Below are 15704 nucleotides of genomic sequence, written 5' to 3'. Positions count from 1 at the left end.
CTGTATGCGATATTCTGACAAATTCGCTGGACGCCGCGCTTCGTAGGTTTGCCGTTATGCATGTCGACAGATTATTTTGCGGCGTTTCCGATTCTGATCTTATTGATAGTCGGGGGCATCTTCGCGTATATCTTTCGGCGCAAGGACCGCATGCACGCGAGCGAGGCAGGCAAGAAGCCCCTTTTCACCGAAACCTGCGCAGGGGTCATTGGTTGGTTAACCTACAAGGGCCCGTTTATCAGATTGGCGGTTTATAGCGATTTCGTGATCGTGAGCTGCGACAAACAGTATTACCTACCCTTCACTATGATCACCAAAATCGAGCGGCGCAACTTTTTGTTCCGCAAGGGTTATCGCATTTACCACACGAATACGGAATACCCGCAGAGAATCGAAGTTTGGTTAAGTGGACGCGACGGGTTTGAAGCCGCGTTTGCCGGTAAGGTGACCATCACATGAGCAACATGAAATTTATGGCATGCAGCTTTGTTTTTGTCGCGCTGTGGGCCCCGGATTTGGCGGCAGAAAAAACAGGCACCGACGACAAGGTGCGCAAACCGTTGCTCGGCGTTGTGCACACGCAGGCGCCGAGAGGTGTGTTGATACAGAAAATCATGCCTGATTCGGCGGCTGAGCGCGCGGGTCTCAAGGCGGGTGATGTGATCTTGTCGGTCAACAAGGTCGAGATTCTGAACACGCGCCAGCTATTCACCGAAATTCAGAAATATAACGCGGGTACTGTCGTCGCCATTGAATACATGCGGCGCACTCGCATTGAAACGCTGCAGGTTGCTCTTGGCGAACGCCTCGATGCCACGTCGCTCGTGAGTGAACGTGCGCCGGTAATCGCGCTGCCACTCTTGAACGGCAAATCAACGTGGTCGCTGCCCAAAGGCAAGGTTGTGATTCTCGACTTTTGGGCGACCTGGTGCGGCCCCTGTGAGAGTGTGCGGCATGCACTTGAGGATTTCAGACGAAAGAAAGAAAACACGGCGGTTGAAATTGCAGGCATTACGAATGAAGACATGGCGACGGTAAAAGCATTCTACCGAAATAGAAATCCGCCTTATGCGATTTTGATCGATGCGGCAAACGACATTGGTCTAAAGTACCGCGTTGCCGGTTACCCGACGCTCGTGGTAATCGATCAAGAGGGTGTGGTGCGCTTCGCCGGGTTTGCCTCGGGCGGGGGGCTTGAAGAAGCGCTGGCAACGGCGACGCGCCTTGCCAAAAATAGCCGGGAGAAATAGAGCATGGCAAAGTCAGCAGCAAAACCCAGCACAGGGGGCGGCAAGAATGGCGCTCTGCTTGAGACATTGCGCGAGCGCTTTGAGAAGAACAGCTCGCGGCATAAGGGCATTAGCTGGCAACAGGTCGCCCAAAAACTGGAGGCGAGCCCTGCGAAAGTCGCAGCTCTCGCCGCGATGGAAACAAGCGGGGGCGAACCCGACGTGGTGACACTCGGGAAAAAGGCGACCGCGATCTGCTTTGTAGACTGCAGCGCCGAAAGCCCGGCCGGTAGGCGCAGCGTGTGTTACGACCAGAAAGCGCTCGAATCGCGCAAAGAACACAGGCCGAAGAACAGCGCAATGGCCATGGCGAAATCGATGGGCGTCGAGATTCTCAGCGAAGAAGAATACCGTGCGCTGCAAGAGTGTGGTGAGTTCGATCTGAAGACCTCAAGCTGGATTCTAACACCCCCCGGCGTGCGAGCACTCGGAGGGGCATTATTCTGCGACCGGCGCTACGATCAGGTATTCACATACCACAACGGCGCCGAGTCTTATTATGCAGCGCGGGGCTTTCGCGCAGTGCTGCGGCTTTAGCTGACACAGGCCTAAATAATCTTTACACGGCATGCGCTGTGGGCCGACGCAAAGCCATGGGGGGCAGGTTCGGCGCGGCCACAGTTTTCGCGATAGCCGGGTTGGGCGCGGTAAGCTGCGCCTATAACAACCGCGTAAATGCGCAAGACACGCCAGAAGCCGCGAGCACGCCCTACACTCCGCCTGCGCCTGTCGTTGATACAACACCACCCGCAAACGTGACATCGGTATTGCTCACACCGGGTAACCAGAATCTGCGCATCAGCTGGGAGACACCGCCGCAGAGTGATTACAAAGCGACGCGCATTTACCGCGCGGCGAGCTCTGCCGATCTCGATAGTTCTGCGACCCGCACCCTCGTGTGCGAAAATTGCAGCGACCCCGTCACTGATGCCTCATTAACAAATGGACAGACGTACTGGTACCGACTCATCGCTTATGACCAGACGGGCAACGCTGCATCGGGCGCGACCGTTTCGGCGTCCCCGTCGAATGCAACAATTGCGTGCGATAATGCAGCCGACGCGGACTGTCTGCAAATTGCCACCTTTAACCTCGAATATTTCACGAGCGGATTCGACGGCACGTACAGCACTTCGCGCCAAACGGCGAAACAAACGGGTGTCGCGAATATCGTTCTCAATAATGGTCTCGACATAGTGGCACTGCAAGAGATCAAAGACGCGTCGGTCTTCACCTCGTGGGTTACAAGCCATCTTGGGTCTGATTGGGCGTACCTGCTCGCATCGTCGGGCTGCAGCGCGCGCGTCGCCTATATTTACAAGCGTTCACTCGTGAAGCTCGTCTCGCAAGAAGAGCTTGCGACATCGCCATTCAACAACGGTGATTGGGATGGTTGCCTGCGCCGACCGCTGCAGGCCGTTTTTCAGGCAAAACATTCAGACCGCCAGTTCAGGCTGATCAATGTGCATCTCAAGGCTTTGACCGATTCGACCTCATGCGCCACCCGCCAATCGCAGGCCGACGACCTGAGCGCATACGTTTCGTCAACGAACACGATGCCAACGCTGCTGCTCGGCGACCTCAACGATGAGGTGAAGCCGGGGGTTGGCATCTGCACATCAATCGACACACTGAATGCGATTGAAACGAATTCAAATGTTAAATTTCTGACACAATCACCGACGGTGGACACGACGCGCTTCACAAACATTCCTTACAGCTCGACTATTGATCACCTCGTGGTCAACGGCAGTTTTGAAGCCTGGTTACATTCAGCGCGTGGCAGTTGGCTGGCCGACATTATTGATCACGGCGATCAACAAATTTCAGACCACCAACCTGCGCTGCTGTGGATTAAGCTGCGCTGAGACCGGGGCCGCTCATGGCTTCTCAACGTCTTACCCGAATGATTTTCATTCTCAGGCAGGTATTGCGATTTTTTTTGACAGCCTGAAAAAGATTTCACATGCTATGTGAAGCGATGCGGCGGTTTGCGACAATCAATCTGCTTTATCTCGCATTCGTGGCGAGCTCGGCGCTTTCTACGGTGCACATCGACCACGGCGGAAGTCATGATCAGGTTTGCGTCGGCAATGAGATCAGCGCCAGCTGCCATGCCGATTTGCCCCACGAACACGAGGCCACGCACGCAGGGCAAGAGTCTCTCTTCGAATACACCTTTGAAAACGGCAATGTCGAAAAATCAGTCTGCTATCTCGCACCCGATTTAGCCAGCATGGCGCTGCTCAACACGGCAGCGGTAACGCCTGTTGTCATTTTTGCCATAGCAAAGGTCAGGTCTACCAGCGACACGTCGCCTTTTTTCCGATTCGTTAAATCTCCCCCCTCACTACGCGCGCCGCCGGCTGCCTGAGCGATTAGCCGGGGCCGCTGAACCCCAATTCAGCAATTCACAGGGGAGAGAAATATGCTAAAGAAGTTATTGGAATTTGCGCTGGCGAACCGGGGCACGGTGGTACTGGCAATTGCGGCGACACTCGCAGTCGCCTTGTTGGCGGCGCTCAGATTGCCCGTCGACGCGGTGCCCGATATCACCAATGTGCAGGTGATTATCAATGCCAAGACAGGGGGCTTAGACCCACAACAGGTTGAAAAGTCGGTCACCTATTTTGTCGAAACCGAGATGGCGGGTTTGCCGCAGGTGAAAGAAGTCAGATCGCTTTCGCGCTTTGGGCTCTCTCAGACGGTTGTGATTTTTCACGACGATACGAATATCTACTGGGCAAGGCAACAGGTCGCAGAGAAAATCATCAAGGCTTCGGCAGCGGTGCCTGCGGGCGTGGTGCTAGAAATGGCGCCGATCACCACCGGGCTCGGCGAAGTTTTTATGTATGCGTTGGTTCCAAAACCCGGTTCGGCGCTCGCGAAGAAACCTGAAATCGATCGGCTCGTCTATTTGCGCACGATTCAGCATTTCGTCATCAGGCCGTATCTCAAATCGAATATTGCCGGCGTGGCAGAAGTCGATTCACTCGGCGGTTATGAACGGCAGGTGCATATCGAGAGTTATCCCCTTAAGATGGAAGAATTTGGCATCACTTTCAACCATATCTCTGAAAGCCTCAAGAGCCTTGGCGACAACTATGGTGGCGGTTACATAGAGAAGAACAAGCAGCAGTTCATCGTCAGCACCTATGCGGGGTTAAATCTCGATCAGGTAAAGGAACTGCCGCTGCGTGTTAACTGGAATGGTAGCCCGATTCGCCTTAAGCAGGTCGCGCGCATCGGCAACTACCATGCGCAGCGAATCGGTGCGGCAACCTATAACGGTGAAGAAACAGTGCTGGGCACGGTGCTCATGCTCTCGGGCCAGAACAGCCGTGAAGTCGCCCTGCACGCCGAAGAGGCGCTAAAGCACGCTCCGCTGCCAGAAGACGTCGAGACGCAGGTTCTGTATTCACGCAGTTTTTTGGTGAACGCGACGGTGAAAACAATTGTAAAAAACCTCGGCGAGGGGGCGGCGATCGTCGTGCTCATTCTGTTTCTGTTTTTGGGTAATATGCGCGCTGCGTTCTTCGTCGCGCTCGCAATACCGGTGTCGATGGCGATGGCGCTCTTGGGCATGAAGATTTTCGGCATATCAGCCAACCTGATGAGTCTGGGCGCGCTCGATTTCGGTCTCATTGTCGACGGCTCGATCGTGATGATGGAAAACCTTCTGACCCGCATCGAGCACGACCCGCCCAAAAATTTCGCGCAGCGCCTGGCGCAGGCCAAAGAAGCGACGCTGCAGATTATGGGGCCGATGACCACCGGCATGATCATCATCATGGCAGTCTATCTGCCGATTCTGAGTCTCGAGGGTATCGAAGGCAAGCTCTATTACCCGATGGCAGTCACGGTTCTATTTGCCTTGGGGGGAGCTCTCATCGTCGCGGTGCTCGTGATGCCCGTTTTGGGCATTTACCTTGCACCCAAGTTCAAACCGCATAAGACCCGGTTCATCACTGCGCTCTACGCAGTCTATGAGCCGGTGCTGAACTTTCCGCTGAAGCATGCCAAACGGTTCATTCTGCCGATTGTGCTCGTTTTCGCAGCCTGTGCGTGGCTTTTTACCCGGCTTGGGGCAGACTTCATGCCGCCACTCAATGAAGGCGACATGACGCTGAACCTGCTGCACGATGCACGCATCTCGCTCACCGAATCCATCGACCGCGAGCGTCGGGCTGAAAAGATTATCGCGGCTTACCCCGAAGTCACTCGCGTCTTCGGCCGCATTGGCACGAGTGAGGCGGCGACCGACCCGATGGGGGTGAATCTCACAGACCTTTTCGTAATCCTCAACAAAGACCAGTCGCGTTGGCGCAAGAATTCCCGCGGAAAAACGCTGACGACCGACGAACTTTTCACGCAGATGCAGAACGACCTCGCCCCGATTCTCGCGAAGACGCCGGTGCTTGCCGAATCTGAGCTCGCGCAGACGCAGCCCATTGCGATGCGGTTTAACGAAATTCTCGAAGGCAGCCGCGCCGACGTTTCGCTGCGCATCTATGGCCGCGATCTCGAATCGCTCTTTGCGCTGCAAGAGAAGGCCGTGGCGATTATGGAAAGTATACCGGGTACCAAAGCGGTGTCGCTCGATGCGCTCACCGCTCTGCGGCGCAGCGCGGTCGTGCACCTGAAACTCAAATACGACAAGATTAATTATTACGGGCTCTCCGTAGCCGCAGTAAACGAGGGATTTCAGGCCGCGATGGTTGGCAGAATGGTCGGCAGCTATTATGAGAATGACTGGAGATTCGGTATCATCGTGAAAATCGACGATGAAAGCCGGCGCAACGTGGCGCTCATTCGCCGGCTGCCGATTGCATTGCCCGCAGGTGGCACGATTGCTTTGGGCGAACTCGCCGATTTTGAAGAGCGAACGACGATCACTTCGATTTCGCGCAGCGGCATGAACCGTTACGCAGGCATCGCGGTTTATTTGGGTGAGCGCGATACGCTGTCGTTTGTGCAAGAAGCGCAGGCACGCATCAAGACCGAACTTGGCTTACCCGCCGATTTTCGCCTGCAGTGGGGTGGGCAGTTCAAAAATCTCGAACGCGCCCGGCTGCGACTCATCATCGTGGTGCCGCTCGTTCTGGCATTGATATTCTACCTCGTGTGGCGAACCTTCGGCTCGATGCGGCAGACCGTATTGATTTTTCTCACGATACCCTTCGCCTGGACGGGCGGCGTGGTTTCACTGTACCTGGCGAAGATGAACTTCACCGTTTCAGCCGCGATCGGCTTTATCGCGCTCTCGGGCCTCGCAGTTCTGAACGGCCTCGTGAAGGTAAAGTACCTGAACGATCTCGTGGCCGAAGGGCATAGTGTTGCCGAAGCGGTGAAACTCGGTGCACTCGGTCGTCTGCGCCCCGTGCTCATGACGGCGCTCGTCGCGAGCCTCGGCTTCTTGCCGATGGTCTTGAACACCGGCATCGGCGCAGAGGTGCAAAGGCCGCTCGCCCTCGTGGTGCTGGGCGGTCTTGTCAGCGCGACACTCATGACGTTGCTGTTCTTGCCCTCGTTCTACAAGTTGCTTGAAGAGGGGCGAAAATAACTGTGGCTTTTCAGTAGCCGAATTCTTGAAGTATCGCTTCGGGTGCCGCGCCACCGCCCACGTTCATCACGCGAATGGACGATCTGGTAAAGTGCGCAACAGTGATACTGTTTTCGGGACAAACATCGAGGCAGGTGACATCGACTGCGCGCACTTTCTTTTTGAGCCCCCGCTCAGCCACGAGCGCCTTTAGAGCGACGCGCAGCCGGGTTTTGTCACCTTCCATGGCTTTGAGTTTTCGGGCACACTTGCTACAGACACCGATGCAGTTCTGCCACGGTGCTTCGGCCTCGGCGATGGTGCCATGAAGATTCTTTGTGCGGCGTTTAAAGAACATAGTTGAGGATTCAGGTTCGTTATGCATCCTAATCTAAATTGAGGGGCTTGGCCACAAAAGCCGCAACAGCAGACTCGGCGCCTGGTGCTGCGAATAACCTGAAGGATTGTTTTTATTGACGGTCATGTCTGCCGAAACTATAATATCCTTATGTTCGACTTCACAAACCGCGTTAAGAAGATTATTAACGAATACGCGCCCCGCGAGGCCAAGCGCCTCGGCCATGAGTTTTTAGGGCCAGAGCATATTCTGCTGGGGCTCTTGAAGGCACAAGACTCGGTAGCTGTGAAGATGCTGATGAACCTGGGTATCGACCTGGGCGAGCTGAAAAAAGAGATCGAAAAACGTGCCGAGCAAGACAGCGCGACGATGGTGATCGACCCGACAACCAAAGACAAGGTGCAGCGCATTCTCGAGCTCTCGCGCGATGAGGCGCGCAAAATGCGCCACAGTTACATCGGCTCTGAGCACGTACTGCTGGCGCTGCTGCGCGACACGAGCGGCATTGTCGCCAATGCCCTACAATCTTTTCAGATTAACTACCAGGTTATTCGCAACGAGCTAAACGCGACTCTGGGGTTGCCGCAGGCAACAACGACCCAAAAAACAGCGTCAGCGGCGCAGCCGAAGAAAGAAGCTTCGAAAACCCCGATGCTCGACGAGTTTGCGCGTAACCTGTCGCGTATGGCCGAAGAGAAACTCACCGACCCGGTCATTGGGCGTGACCATGAGATCGAACGCGTGATACAGATACTTTCGCGCAAGACCAAAAACAACCCGATTCTGATTGGCGAAGCGGGCGTCGGCAAAACAGCAATCGCTGAAGGTCTGGCGCAGCGTATCGCGCAGAAGCGTGTGCCCGAGCCGATGTTCAACCGCCAGGTCTATTCGCTCGACGTTGCGGCGCTTATTGCCGGTACCAAGTACCGCGGTGAATTTGAAGACCGCATCAAAAAGATCATGAAAGAGATTCGCACGAATAAAGATGTGATTCTGTTTATCGATGAGGTGCACACAATCATCGGCGCTGGCGCAGCAGAAGGCGCGGTCGACGCCGCGAATATTTTGAAGCCAGCGTTGGCGCGCGGCGAGATACAGTGTATCGGTGCCACCACGCTGCGTGAGTACAAGCGTTATATCGAACGCGACTCAGCTCTTGAACGCCGCTTTCAGTCGGTTATGGTCGAAGAGCCGTCGGTTGAAGATGCGATTCGTATACTCGCCGGTCTCAGGCATGCGTATGAGAAACACCACGCGGTATCTTTCAGCAAAGAAGCGATTATCGCAGCTGTGAAACTTTCAGACCGTTACATTAAAGATCGTTTCTTGCCTGACAAGGCGATCGACATCATAGACGAAGCCGGCTCGCACGCGCGCCTGAAATCGGCGGTGATACCCGACGAGATCAAAGATATCGAACGCGAAGTGCAGCAACTGACGCGCGATAAGAATGAAATGGTGCGCCAGCAAGAATACGAAAAGGCGGCGAAATTGCGCGACCAGATCGGCGAAGCGAACCAGAAGCTCGCCGACGCGATGAGCTCATGGCGCCGCAGCCAGAAAGAGGCGCGCGTCGAAATCGGTGCAGAAGATATTTCACGCGTCATCTCAGACTGGACTGGCATTCCCCTGCAGCAGCTTGAAGAAAGCGAAAACGAACGCCTCATCAAAATGCACGAAGAGCTCGCCGACCGCGTTGTCGGCCAGAAGGCGGCAATCGAACAGATTTCGCGCGCGGTGCGCCGCGCACGTACAGGGCTTAAGTCAACGCGCCGACCAATCGGCAGCTTTGTCTTTCTCGGACCAACGGGCGTGGGTAAGACCGAGCTTGCAAAAGCCCTGGCCGAATTTATGTTCGGCGACGAAGAGGCGCTCATTCGCTTTGACATGAGCGAATACATGGAAATGCATTCGGTTTCAAAATTCATCGGGTCGCCCCCAGGTTATGTCGGCCATGAAGACGGGGGCCAGCTGACCGAAGCGATTCGCCGCCACCCGCACTCAGTGCTGCTTTTTGACGAAATCGAGAAGGCACACGCTGAGATACAGAATATTCTGCTGCAGGTGCTCGATGAGGGTGAACTCACGGATAATTCGGGCCACCATGTGGATTTCAAAGAAACCATCATTATTCTGACGTCGAACATCGGCGCGCGTTTTCTGCAGAAAGGCGGCAAGCTGGGCTTCAGCGGTGACGCTGAGAACCGACAAGACTCCAAACGGGAACAGGTTCTTGAAGAGCTGCGCAAACATTTCTCACCAGAGTTCTTGAACCGTATCGACGATGTCATCATTTTCGACCCGCTTAGCAAAGAAGAGATTCAAGAGATTGTTTCGTTGACAATCGACGAAATTAACTTCAACGCGCTGCAGAAGAATATTTACCTGACGCTGAACGACGACGCAAAGAGTTATCTGGCAGAAAAGGGCTATAGCGAAAAATATGGCGCAAGGCCGTTAAAGCGCCTCGTGCAGCGAGAGATTGAAGACGAACTCGCGATGATGCTGCTCGAAAAGAAAATTACCCAGCCCGTCGAAATACGCATCGGTACCGAAGAGAAAGAAGGTGCGAAGAAACTGTCGTTTACCTTTGAAAATCTGAGCGCAGAAAAGTTTCTCGAAATCAAGGGAGATTACTTCGAAGACCAGGCCACAATCGATGAAATCTGGGAAAATTCGATTCTCGAGAACAATGAAGAGGGCGAAGCAGAATCGCAGGCCGAGCCCGAGGTAACACAGAAATAAGCTCTGAGAAGAGGCCGTTTCACCTCAGCATTCTGCCCGAGGCTGTGGTTGAGGCGGCAAGTTGCCTCAATAGCTTAGCCCCAGACGCTCAGCGCGTATGGGACGGCACGACCGGCCTCGCAGGCCATCTGCTGCTTCTTGCTGCAGCTTACCCGAAAGCTTCGCTCTATGCTTCAGACGCCGACGCAGAGATGCTGAAGCTGGCGCGCGAGAGAGCCGGCGGTAAGATCACAGAGTACCGCCAGGGAAATTTCGGCGAGAACCCTTTCAGAGACAAAGCACCGTTCGCGTTTATTTTCTTCGACCTCGGTATTTCATCAGCGCACTTTGATTTCTTCGAACGCGGCTTCAGCTTTCGTTTCGACCAACCACTCGACATGCGCATGAATGCTGAATCTGGCATCTCAGCGGCAAGATTACTTGCCACAGCTGAAGAGAAAGAGCTCGCCCGCATCTTCTTTGAATTTGGCGAAGAAAAGCTTTCACGGCGTATTGCGCGGGAAATCGTGGAGCGACGCAAGGTAGCCCCGATCACTACCACGCGCGAGTTGACCGAAATCTGTGAGCATGTTTATCCGCCGAAGTACAAGGCAAAGGGGCACGCCGACCGATACCCGGCAACCCGGGTGTTTCAGGCACTGCGTATCGCTGTGAACGGCGAACTCGACGCACTCGCATCGGCACTCAAATTTGCGCCCGATCAGCTGTCTGTCGGCGGCAGGTTGGCGATCTTAAGCTTTCACTCGCTTGAAGACAGGCTGGTCAAGCATGCCTTTCGCGACCGTGCTTTCATCAAAGAAACAGATCCGACTGCGAAGAGTAACTTCAAACCGGGCGATTACAGGCTAGTGGAGCCCGGCGGCATCACGCCCAATGAAAAAGAAATCGCCGAAAACCCCCGCGCGCGATCGGCGCGGCTCAGAATTCTCGAACGCATACGGTAATGGATTGTTTACTCAGTAGAACCGGGTTACGCCGGTGGGGCCAGCTCTTTGTAGAGCGTCACAGAGTTGCCTTTTTCGTTGTAGGTGACACTTGTCATATTCACGCGTGAGATGAAGATGCCGCGGCCGTTGAGCCGTTCGAGATTCTCGGTCGCGTGGGGGTTTGGTACCTTGCTGACATCAAAGCCTTTACCCTCGTCGGTAATCGTGAAAGAAATGGATTTTGTATCGAATTTGTACGAAACCCGAACCTTGCGGTCTTTAAAGGGTACTTCATTCGCGCGATCGGTCAGGTAACGCTGGTAATCCATCACTTCTTCGAGCAGGTTTTTCTTCATGTCATAGTTAATTTCAAGATTGCCGTGCTCCATCGCGTTCACGAGCATTTCGTAAAGCGAGAGTCTGATCGTGAGTGTGGTTTTTTTGTCGATGCGGGCGAAACGCGAGATAATGTGCATAATCTCTGACATGAAAGTCGAGACGATCGAAAAATCGGTCGCGAGTTCAAACGTGCGCGCCTCTTCAACGATGCTTGAATAGATATCGTAGTCAGCTTCACGATTCGCCGTGAGCGAGAAAAACTTTTCAACTATGCGCGCGATGTCGTCGATTTCAAAAGGCTTCTTCAAAAAGTCGAGGGCCCCGTGGCGCAGCGCGGTAACCGCGTTTTCTACCGTCGCGTTGTCGGTAATGACGATGAACTGCGTATTCGACTTGCTGCGTTTCGAGCGTTCGATGAATTCAATCGCGTCTTCACCCGGCAACTGAAGCTCGATGAAAATGAGGTGCGGGTCTTCACCCTGCATTATATTCTGGCTTTCATCGATGCTATTCGCAACAAAGATTCTGAAACGGTTTTTCAGAATTTCACCAAGTATCTCTTGCAGCGCGAGATCGGGATCAATAATGAGAACTGGTGGTTTCTGCATGAAACTGTCAGCGATTATTCAGTCAAAGAGAGCCTGTCAAGATAAAGGCATGAGAACTGCATCTGCCCCGCTCTTGGCAAGGCAGATGAGTTTAAATGAAGGTCAGCCGCCTTTGAGGCTTTTGATTTTGTTCAGCGCTTCCATAACTTCTGGTTTTGAACCATGCTTCTTGACGGCATTCACCAGCGAGTCTGAAAACACACCTTTGACAGCGGCTTGAAAGGCTTCGCTTTTTGCCTTGAGTTCTGGTGGCATTTCGCCCTTCGCACGCATGCCGTGCTTCTTCTCGAGCTCTTCGCCCTTCGCCTTCATGGCTGTCATGACGTCGTAAACCTTGTTCAGAGCAGCGGCGACTTCTTTAGAATCTTTGGCTTCTTTCAGATCGTTGCCGATTGCCGTAAGGTCTTTCGTCGCTCCGTCAAAAAGTTCGCCGAAATCTTTCACGGCAGCATTCTTGCCGCCGCAAGCCGCCAGCATAAAAACTGCTGCAACGACCGCCATACCTGTTTTTTTCATGTTCAATCTCCTGAGTTTCCCGAATTTGCAGCCAGATGTTTTTGATGACCGGGCGCGTTGGGTCGGCAAGAAAAACAAACCCCGAGGGGGATGTCAAGCCGTTAGTCTGCCGCCGGCGGCATAACGCGGCATGAACCCTTACTCACGGTTTCGCCGCGCTGGTTCGACCAGAGAATCTGCATTTCGACTATTTTCATGCGCTCGATCTTCTTTGAAATGGTCACGGCGCAGGTCACGGTGTCGCCAAAATACACCGGGTTGCGAAACTTTTGCGTGACCTCCAGGGCAATTGTTCCCAGGCCAGGCAGCTTCATGCCGAGCACATTCGCCAGAAGTGAAGCGGCGAGCCCGCCGTGGGCAATGCGGGTTTTAAAGGGGGATTGTTTTGCATACTCTTCATTGACGTGCAGCGGATTAAAATCGCCGCTGATACCGGCGAAGAGATACACATCGGTTTCGGTGATCGTCTTCGAAAAACTGGCGGTGTCGCCGATCTGAATCTGCTCGAATGTTTTGCCTTTTTCGTACATGGGTTTACCTCGATTTTGGCGACGCGATGTCGATCAGATGCATTTGTCTTTTTTGAGTTGCTCGAGTTCGGCGTCTGTGAAGCCTGCGGCCTTTAACACCGCGTCGGTATGCGCGCCCTGCTCCGGTGGTGCCGACCGGTAAGATACCGGCGTCTCTGAAAAATGAAACGGCGAACCGATTACCGGCACCTTGCCGAGTTTCGGGTGGTCGATCTCGCGTACCATACCGCGGTCGCGCAGATGGCCATCTTCGAGCACTTCAGCGAGCGAGCTTAGGCCAGAAAAGCAGCTGTCTTCGTTTTCAAAAAGCGGCGCCCACTCGGCGTAAGTTTTGCTCTTGAAGATCGCGGTCATTTCTTTGATGGCCGCTTCGAAACCCGACGCATCGCGCGGCATGTTTTTCAGAATATCTTCACGGTCAATCTGGCGCAAGAACGTTTGAAAGAATTTCTCTTCGAGCGCCGCGAGCATCACGTACTTACCGTCTTTGGTTTCGTACACGCGGTAGTTGGGCAGCATGCCTGAGAGCATGTCGTTGCCGCGTTCGGGCTCTTTTTTGGTCGCGATGTATTCGCCGAGATTGAGCGAGAGAAACGGCACGGCGCCGTCTTGCATCGAAACATCGACGAACTGGCCCTTACCGGTTTTTTCACGCGCGTAAAGAGCCGCCAAAATTCCCGCCAGCGCGGTGAGTGTGCCCCCTGCTATATCCGCAACCTGAAAACCGGGCACAACCGGCGGCCCGCCTTTCTCGCCATTCAATGCCAACAGGCCCGCGCGCGCGATATAGTTCGCGTCATGGCCCGCATGCTCTTTGTAGCGGCCCGTCGCGCCATAACCCGAGATCGCGCAGTAGATGAGCCGCGGAAACTTTTGCTTCAATTGTTCGTAGCCGATACCCAGTTCGTTCAGCGTGTCGGGGCGAAAGCCTTCGAGCAGAATGTCGCAGTCTTTCAGCAGGCGCATAATCACCTCGCGCCCGCCCTCGCGCTTGATGTTGACCGTTATCGAAGACTTGTTGCGGTTGAGCTGCAGAAAAATGCCCGACTCGGCAAAGTCACCCTTCGTCACCTTGGTGCTCATGTAGCGCGTGAGGTCGCCCATGCGCGGATTTTCTACTTTAATGACTTCGGCGCCCATGTCGGCGAGATGCTGCGAGCAAAGCGGCCCGGGTAAAAGCAGCGACAGATCGAGAACTTTGACACCCGTCAGCGGGCCATTTTCCATTTTCATGCCGTACACTTAAGAAAAAGCGACGGTGCGAAAAGCCAAATATCTTGTAGCGATCGCTACAGAGAATTTGGCTCAACTAGACTGCCAGCGAGAGTCGCTGGAGTGTTGCCGTCAGATCTTCAAGGTCGGCAACTCTCTGATGAGCTTCGAGTTCACGCACGATGCGCGTGAAGTCTTTGGCTCGGTCGAGATCCGCAACTTTGCCTGATACCACGACAGGCACGCCGGTGCGTTGCAGCGCGCGTATCTGGTCGCGGCCGGCATTCGCGGTGCTCCAGCGAATGTTCTCAAAAACTGCGGGAGTGAAATGCTCTTTCGCGAGCGACAGAAATGCATAACCGCCGTCGCGCGCAAGGGTAATGACGCTCTGCGGGTACAGCGCGGCGCCCTGCGAAAAAATATGCTGCGGCAGCGTGGGTATGTCGGCGCCCCAGATGAGTGCAGCATCGTGCCGCGCGAGAACTTCACGCACGGCTGCAGCAAGCCTCGCACCGAGATCTCCCGATACCTGCGGTCTGAATTTCAGATTCAGGCCCCTGAGGTGCGGGTGAAATTTTGCACGCGCAGAGAGGCGGTTCAACTCAGGAGCGTAATAGATATAGGTTGAAACCTTGTGGCCCTGCGGCACGTCACGGGCAATCGCCCGGGCCTGCACGCGCAGCAGCCAACGATAAATTTCGTACGCGCCGTTTTCATCGAGGTCTTCGGCGAGGCGTGTCTTTACCCGGCCGCGTTCGGGCAGGCGCGCGAACAAGACGCGCGCGAGCGAGAGCTTCTTAGACGTTGGCAGCTTTGAGGCCTTTGTTGTCTGCGAGCTGCAGGTAAGCTTTTTCGACGACGGCGCGAATGCCCGCGAGTTTTTCTTTTTCACTCAGCCTGCTGCCTTCGTTCGCGGGGTGCAGCTCGTTCTCAACGGTAATCGCGTCGAGCACCTGAATCGCTATGCGGTGTGGGAAAAGCAACACGTTGCTGTGCATCGGCCGCGTCTCTTGCGTGCCATAAAGCACAATGGGAAATATCGGAAACTTACCCTTCTCAGCAACTTGAAACGCGCCCGCCTTAAACGGCAAGAGTTTACGCGCATCTTTACTGCGCGTACCCTCGGGGTAGATGAGCACGCGGTTATTCTGCCGCACCTGCTCTTCGACAATCTCTAGAGAGCGCGAAGCCTGCCGCGCATTCGAGCGGTTCACCGAAATATAGCCGAGCTTGCGCATCGCCGTGCCGACAAGGGGAATCTGAAAGACCTCTTTTTTCGCAAGAAAGAGAAAATCTACCGGGTAAAAGCCGAGACCCGCGAGAATGTCAAAGAGGGATTGATGGTTGCTGATGATAATGCCCGGCTGGTCGTGTATCTTCTCACGCCCATAAACATACACCGGACAAAAAACAATGCGGATACCAATCCACCCCCAGGCTTTGGGAAAAACGCGCATCGCACGGCTGTATTTCTTTGGCCAAACCGGCGCGAGAATCATGACGGTAATCGCGAAAAGAATCGTGATCGGTATGAATATCACGAGGTACCACAGGTAAAAGACGAACCCGAATGGTATGAGTGCATAGCGCATGGTGGGCGCTTCGATACCAAAACAAAGTGTCAATGGTTTTAACTGCT

General features: G+C 54.4%; 15 protein-coding genes. 8 read left to right on the top strand and 7 right to left on the bottom strand.

From position 1 onward, the window contains the following. Positions 1 to 60: 60 nt before the first annotated feature. The 6 genes from TURPA_RS07070 (at position 61) to TURPA_RS07040 (ending at position 6852) form a co-directional block, all read left to right on the top strand. On the top strand, positions 61 to 459 hold the full coding sequence (locus TURPA_RS07070; protein ID WP_014802608.1) for a hypothetical protein: 399 nt from the start codon (positions 61 to 63) through the stop codon (positions 457 to 459). Beyond that, the gene (locus TURPA_RS21570; protein ID WP_014802607.1) at positions 456 to 1250 is read left to right on the top strand and encodes a redoxin domain-containing protein; all 795 of its coding nucleotides are present in this window, start codon (positions 456 to 458) and stop codon (positions 1248 to 1250) included. Before TURPA_RS07070 ends, TURPA_RS21570 begins: the two co-directional genes overlap by 4 nt. Before the next feature lie 3 nt (positions 1251 to 1253). After that, on the top strand, positions 1254 to 1826 hold the full coding sequence (locus tag TURPA_RS07055; protein ID WP_014802606.1) for a DUF4256 domain-containing protein: 573 nt from the start codon (positions 1254 to 1256) through the stop codon (positions 1824 to 1826). Positions 1827 to 1882: 56 nt separating this feature from the next. Then, positions 1883 to 3157, top strand: coding sequence for an endonuclease/exonuclease/phosphatase family protein (locus TURPA_RS07050; RefSeq protein WP_014802605.1), 1275 nt, complete (start codon positions 1883 to 1885; stop codon positions 3155 to 3157). Positions 3158 to 3270: 113 nt separating this feature from the next. Then, positions 3271 to 3663, top strand: coding sequence for a hypothetical protein (locus TURPA_RS07045; protein WP_014802604.1), 393 nt, complete (start codon positions 3271 to 3273; stop codon positions 3661 to 3663). A 54-nt stretch (positions 3664 to 3717) separates the two neighbouring features. Beyond that, positions 3718 to 6852: an efflux RND transporter permease subunit gene (locus TURPA_RS07040; RefSeq protein WP_014802603.1), complete on the top strand. Its 3135-nt coding sequence runs from the start codon at positions 3718 to 3720 to the stop codon at positions 6850 to 6852. Between the two features lie 10 nt (positions 6853 to 6862). On the opposite strand, the gene TURPA_RS07035 is transcribed toward TURPA_RS07040, so the two are convergent. Next, positions 6863 to 7216 carry a hypothetical protein gene (locus tag TURPA_RS07035; protein ID WP_157210429.1) on the bottom strand — a complete coding sequence of 118 codons (354 nt, stop codon included), beginning with the start codon at positions 7214 to 7216 and terminating at the stop codon, positions 6863 to 6865. A 123-nt stretch (positions 7217 to 7339) separates the two neighbouring features. On the opposite strand from TURPA_RS07035, the gene TURPA_RS07030 reads away from it, so the two are divergent. Together TURPA_RS07030 and rsmH are read left to right on the top strand one after the other, a co-directional pair. Further along, complete coding sequence (locus TURPA_RS07030) at positions 7340 to 9934, top strand: ATP-dependent Clp protease ATP-binding subunit (protein ID WP_014802601.1); 2595 nt, start codon at positions 7340 to 7342, stop codon at positions 9932 to 9934. Then, positions 9901 to 10878: a 16S rRNA (cytosine(1402)-N(4))-methyltransferase RsmH gene (gene rsmH, locus TURPA_RS07025; RefSeq protein WP_041948374.1), complete on the top strand. Its 978-nt coding sequence runs from the start codon at positions 9901 to 9903 to the stop codon at positions 10876 to 10878. The genes TURPA_RS07030 and rsmH overlap by 34 nt, the downstream gene beginning before the upstream one ends. Positions 10879 to 10904: 26 nt before the next feature. Here the strand turns inward: rsmH and TURPA_RS07020 are convergent, their stop codons facing one another. The 6 genes from TURPA_RS07020 to TURPA_RS06995 form a co-directional block, all read right to left on the bottom strand. Beyond that, entirely contained in the window at positions 10905 to 11807 is a 903-nt protein-coding gene (locus TURPA_RS07020) for an ATP-binding response regulator (RefSeq protein ID WP_014802599.1), read from the bottom strand. Positions 11808 to 11909: 102 nt separating this feature from the next. Next, positions 11910 to 12323, bottom strand: coding sequence for a hypothetical protein (locus tag TURPA_RS07015; protein ID WP_014802598.1), 414 nt, complete (start codon positions 12321 to 12323; stop codon positions 11910 to 11912). Positions 12324 to 12424: 101 nt separating this feature from the next. Beyond that, positions 12425 to 12853 (bottom strand): MaoC family dehydratase, encoded by a 429-nt coding sequence (locus TURPA_RS07010; RefSeq protein ID WP_014802597.1) that lies wholly within the window; start codon positions 12851 to 12853, stop codon positions 12425 to 12427. Positions 12854 to 12886: 33 nt separating this feature from the next. Continuing rightward, positions 12887 to 14086: a CaiB/BaiF CoA transferase family protein gene (locus TURPA_RS07005; RefSeq protein WP_014802596.1), complete on the bottom strand. Its 1200-nt coding sequence runs from the start codon at positions 14084 to 14086 to the stop codon at positions 12887 to 12889. 76 nt (positions 14087 to 14162) lie between these two features. Beyond that, on the bottom strand, positions 14163 to 14840 hold the full coding sequence (locus TURPA_RS07000; RefSeq protein WP_014802595.1) for a TIGR04282 family arsenosugar biosynthesis glycosyltransferase: 678 nt from the start codon (positions 14838 to 14840) through the stop codon (positions 14163 to 14165). Between the two features lie 22 nt (positions 14841 to 14862). Then, positions 14863 to 15657: a lysophospholipid acyltransferase family protein gene (locus TURPA_RS06995; protein ID WP_014802594.1), complete on the bottom strand. Its 795-nt coding sequence runs from the start codon at positions 15655 to 15657 to the stop codon at positions 14863 to 14865. Between the last annotated feature and the right edge of the window lie 47 nt (positions 15658 to 15704).

Source organism: Turneriella parva DSM 21527 (assembly GCF_000266885.1).
GTDB lineage: Bacteria > Spirochaetota > Leptospiria > Turneriellales > Turneriellaceae > Turneriella > Turneriella parva.
Note: the sequence above shows the minus strand (reverse complement) of the source record. Positions and strands in the feature narration are given on the sequence as shown.

Coding starts and splice junctions, on each gene's coding strand:
- TURPA_RS07045 (WP_014802604.1), top strand. CDS start 3,271: ATGCGGCGGTTTGCGACAATCAATCTGCTTTATCTCGCATTCGTGGCG.
- TURPA_RS06995 (WP_014802594.1), bottom strand. CDS start 15,657: ATGCGCTATGCACTCATACCATTCGGGTTCGTCTTTTACCTGTGGTAC.
- TURPA_RS07035 (WP_157210429.1), bottom strand. CDS start 7,216: ATGCATAACGAACCTGAATCCTCAACTATGTTCTTTAAACGCCGCACA.
- TURPA_RS07015 (WP_014802598.1), bottom strand. CDS start 12,323: ATGAAAAAAACAGGTATGGCGGTCGTTGCAGCAGTTTTTATGCTGGCG.
- TURPA_RS07055 (WP_014802606.1), top strand. CDS start 1,254: ATGGCAAAGTCAGCAGCAAAACCCAGCACAGGGGGCGGCAAGAATGGC.
- TURPA_RS21570 (WP_014802607.1), top strand. CDS start 456: ATGAGCAACATGAAATTTATGGCATGCAGCTTTGTTTTTGTCGCGCTG.
- TURPA_RS07070 (WP_014802608.1), top strand. CDS start 61: ATGTCGACAGATTATTTTGCGGCGTTTCCGATTCTGATCTTATTGATA.
- TURPA_RS07005 (WP_014802596.1), bottom strand. CDS start 14,086: ATGAAAATGGAAAATGGCCCGCTGACGGGTGTCAAAGTTCTCGATCTG.
- TURPA_RS07040 (WP_014802603.1), top strand. CDS start 3,718: ATGCTAAAGAAGTTATTGGAATTTGCGCTGGCGAACCGGGGCACGGTG.
- TURPA_RS07020 (WP_014802599.1), bottom strand. CDS start 11,807: ATGCAGAAACCACCAGTTCTCATTATTGATCCCGATCTCGCGCTGCAA.
- TURPA_RS07050 (WP_014802605.1), top strand. CDS start 1,883: ATGGGGGGCAGGTTCGGCGCGGCCACAGTTTTCGCGATAGCCGGGTTG.
- TURPA_RS07030 (WP_014802601.1), top strand. CDS start 7,340: ATGTTCGACTTCACAAACCGCGTTAAGAAGATTATTAACGAATACGCG.
- TURPA_RS07010 (WP_014802597.1), bottom strand. CDS start 12,853: ATGTACGAAAAAGGCAAAACATTCGAGCAGATTCAGATCGGCGACACC.